Source organism: Lutimonas sp. (assembly GCF_051011215.1).
In the GTDB taxonomy this organism is placed as follows: domain Bacteria; phylum Bacteroidota; class Bacteroidia; order Flavobacteriales; family Flavobacteriaceae; genus Lutimonas.
In genome coordinates this window covers 1-2,769 of record NZ_JBPCUJ010000158.1, presented here as the reverse complement: position 1 = coordinate 2,769, position 2,769 = coordinate 1, and the positions used below count along the sequence as shown (strand labels likewise).

Below are 2,769 nucleotides of genomic sequence, written 5' to 3'. Positions count from 1 at the left end.
ACACCGAAATTCCAAAACAAATTATTGTTAGGATTGTGTAAGCTAGTATTTCCTTTGTTCTGTGCATTCTGTTGCTCAAATTGTAGCCAACGGATTGGGTATGAGCAGTAGCTCTCCCCTAATGTTGTTTTTATTGATTGGTTTGTAGTTTAGTATTCATTTTCGTTTCGGAGACGGATTGAAGCTATTGCTGATACCCGTTGTTAGCATACGTAATTCATTCTAATTTCAAATATTCTTTTCCGTTTTCAAGCACAAGTCTCTCAGATGTCAATTCATTTATTCCATTAAAAGTTTCTCCTAACATTTGGTGAAAAACAATTCCAAATTTTTCTTTATAATAAACTAATTCAGGTATTGGTTGGTCTGATGAGATTTCAGTAATACCATCAATAAGATACTTTTTCTCACGAGAATAAAACCCTTTTCCGTTTATGAAACTAAAAATAATCTCATAATAGTAATTAGCCTTTTTCTTCTTATTTCCTTCCACTTCAAATACGATTCCGTTTTCAACAATAATAATGCTTCTATTGCCATTTTTGGAACTTGTACCTACAGTATCTATCAAACTTCCATTTGCACTTTTGCCAAGATATTTCCATTTTCCATTCAATCTTTCTCCGATATTTTTCAAAGAGTCAGAATGTTTTTTTTGTAATTCTGAATCAAGTCTTATTGTTCCAAAATCTTGTGAATAAGATTGAGTTAAAAACAATGTCAATAGTATTAACAAAAATTTTGTTCTCATATGTATGCTAACGGTTTGGGTATGAGCAGTAGCTCACTCACGTTGGTTTGTTTTATTGATTATGTTTGTTCCTTGTTTCATTTTCCTTGCGAAGACGGATTGAAGCTATTGCTGATACCCGTTGTTGTAGTGCGTTTTATTTCTCCGCTACTTTATTTTTTTAAACTTCTGTCTATAATTAAACAAATTATTCTTTTCAGAGTCAAAATCCCTAATAACCAGTTCAGAAATGCTCAACTTTTCTATCACGTAGTTGCGATTTCCAAGGGTTAAAATTGAGTCATTCATAGTGAATTTAAAGGTTACTCCCCCGATCGATTCTGAACCCGTATAATCAGGTTTCAGTTCTATTATGAGATCATCACATGAGATTTCAGAAACCTCTCCACTGAAGAGATCCGTGCTTTTTGTGGTTCCGTCTTCAAGTTCTTTATGATAACACTCCCATCTCCCAAATAAGTCATTTGAATCATTTTGCACATTAAGAAAATATGCTAGAAAAAATATTGTGCTTAATACTAATGTTTTCATGGGATTTAATGCACTACAACGGTTTGGGTATGAGCAGTAGCTCTCCCCTAATGTAGGTTTTATTTTTTAAGTTCGTTTTAGTTTTCATTTTCCATTCGGAGACGGATTGAAGCTATTGCTTATACCCGTTGTTGCCCACTGTTTATTACCCAAGATAACCTTCAACCAAATAAACCACCGCATAAAGCCAACCAATATATAAAACAGAATAACTTATGGAATAAATCAAGGATAAACCGATTTTGCCTTCTGTCTCATTTGATTTACTAAAAACTAATTTAAGTGCTCTAAAAAACACCCAATAGAGCATCGCTATAAGGACCATTATTGAAAACCAAAATATTGCCTCTACTAGAAATAGTAAAACTATAAATAGTATTGTCATACCAATCCAAATAAGAATAGACATGATGACTCCTTCTATGCCATCACCTATATCCAGATCTGGAGTTTCCTCTGGGAATGGGCTTGCAACATCAAATATGGCTCCTCTGCGATATTTCTTAAAAACAGGATAATTATTTAGTAAATCAATTCCGTTGTACAGTCCATATGTCATAAACATGACTAGAGAAAGACCAATAATTGTTAATGAGTAATATGAATTTAACTCAATTGTTCTATCAAATTTTAAACCAGTTAGATATACTATTGAAATTGTTAGCCCAATAACAATTAAAGAGACAATGAATACAGATTTTGCTTTTAAATAAGTTTTTCTACTTTTCAATAATTTTGTTTAATAGTGGGCAACGGTGTGTGTATGAGCAGTAGCTCAAGAACGTTGGTTGGTTATATTTGTTAATTTTATTTTCAAATTCTAATTTTCCGCTCGGAGACGGATTGAAGCTATTGCTTATACACGTTGTTGGCGGTAGTTTAATTCAGCATAAAGAATCACCTTGAAGACTTTTCTTATCTCTCGCCCACCTTCAAACTTTGGATGCTCTAGCTCTTTGTTTTAACCCAATGAATAGGTATAATATTACACCTACAAAGTTGAGTAAAAGCACAATACCGACCCATAAGAGTTTTTCTTTTCTTTCTAACTTAGACATTAGAATATGGATTATTGCTATTGGAGCTAGAATTATCCATAATGCGATTAGAATTACAATCCATTGGTAGATGCTTATTCCCATTAATTACTTGTTTTGAATTTGGTTGTTTTAATTACCGCCAACGGTTTGGGTATGAGCAGTAGCTCCTCCACGTTAGTTGATTTATAGTTTTGGTTTGTTTTCTTCTTTAATTTTCCTTGCGAAGACGGATTAAAGCTATTGCTGATACCCGTTGTTGTAGCAAGTATTTTTACTTCAACGACCCGATTCGGGCTATTACTGAATTCTGTTTCAGAATCTGTTTTTCAGGAAATTTATAATTCAGTCTCCCTTTTAAGAAACTTTCGAATTGCATTGAGACTCCATTTTCATTTTCAATGACACACAGCTTATCACCTTTTTTCAGTTCTGCTCCAGTATCAACTA

At 33.2% G+C, this 2,769-nt stretch carries 4 protein-coding genes; all 4 read right to left on the bottom strand.

All coding sequences use genetic code 11. The features are described from left to right. Window positions 1-217: 217 nt before the first annotated feature. The 4 genes from ACR2MV_RS14980 to ACR2MV_RS14965 all read right to left on the bottom strand — a co-directional run bounded on the left by ACR2MV_RS14980 (window position 218) and on the right by ACR2MV_RS14965 (window position 2,424). A complete protein-coding gene (locus ACR2MV_RS14980; protein WP_434022934.1) occupies window positions 218-751 on the bottom strand; it encodes a hypothetical protein in 534 nt (177 codons plus the stop codon). 147 nt (window positions 752-898) lie between these two features. Then, a complete protein-coding gene (locus ACR2MV_RS14975; RefSeq protein WP_434022933.1) occupies window positions 899-1,282 on the bottom strand; it encodes a hypothetical protein in 384 nt (127 codons plus the stop codon). 145 nt (window positions 1,283-1,427) lie between these two features. After that, window positions 1,428-2,012 carry a hypothetical protein gene (locus ACR2MV_RS14970; RefSeq protein ID WP_434022931.1) on the bottom strand — a complete coding sequence of 195 codons (585 nt, stop codon included), beginning with the start codon at window positions 2,010-2,012 and terminating at the stop codon, window positions 1,428-1,430. A 202-nt stretch (window positions 2,013-2,214) separates the two neighbouring features. After that, window positions 2,215-2,424: a PLDc N-terminal domain-containing protein gene (locus ACR2MV_RS14965; RefSeq protein ID WP_434022930.1), complete on the bottom strand. Its 210-nt coding sequence runs from the start codon at window positions 2,422-2,424 to the stop codon at window positions 2,215-2,217. Window positions 2,425-2,769: the final 345 nt, after the last annotated feature.

What these genes read in the sequence shown, in the direction of transcription:
- ACR2MV_RS14980 (WP_434022934.1), bottom strand. Translation starts at nt 751, where the DNA reads ATGAGAACAAAATTTTTGTTAATACTATTGACATTGTTTTTAACTCAA.
- ACR2MV_RS14975 (WP_434022933.1), bottom strand. Translation starts at nt 1,282, where the DNA reads ATGAAAACATTAGTATTAAGCACAATATTTTTTCTAGCATATTTTCTT.
- ACR2MV_RS14965 (WP_434022930.1), bottom strand. Translation starts at nt 2,424, where the DNA reads ATGGGAATAAGCATCTACCAATGGATTGTAATTCTAATCGCATTATGG.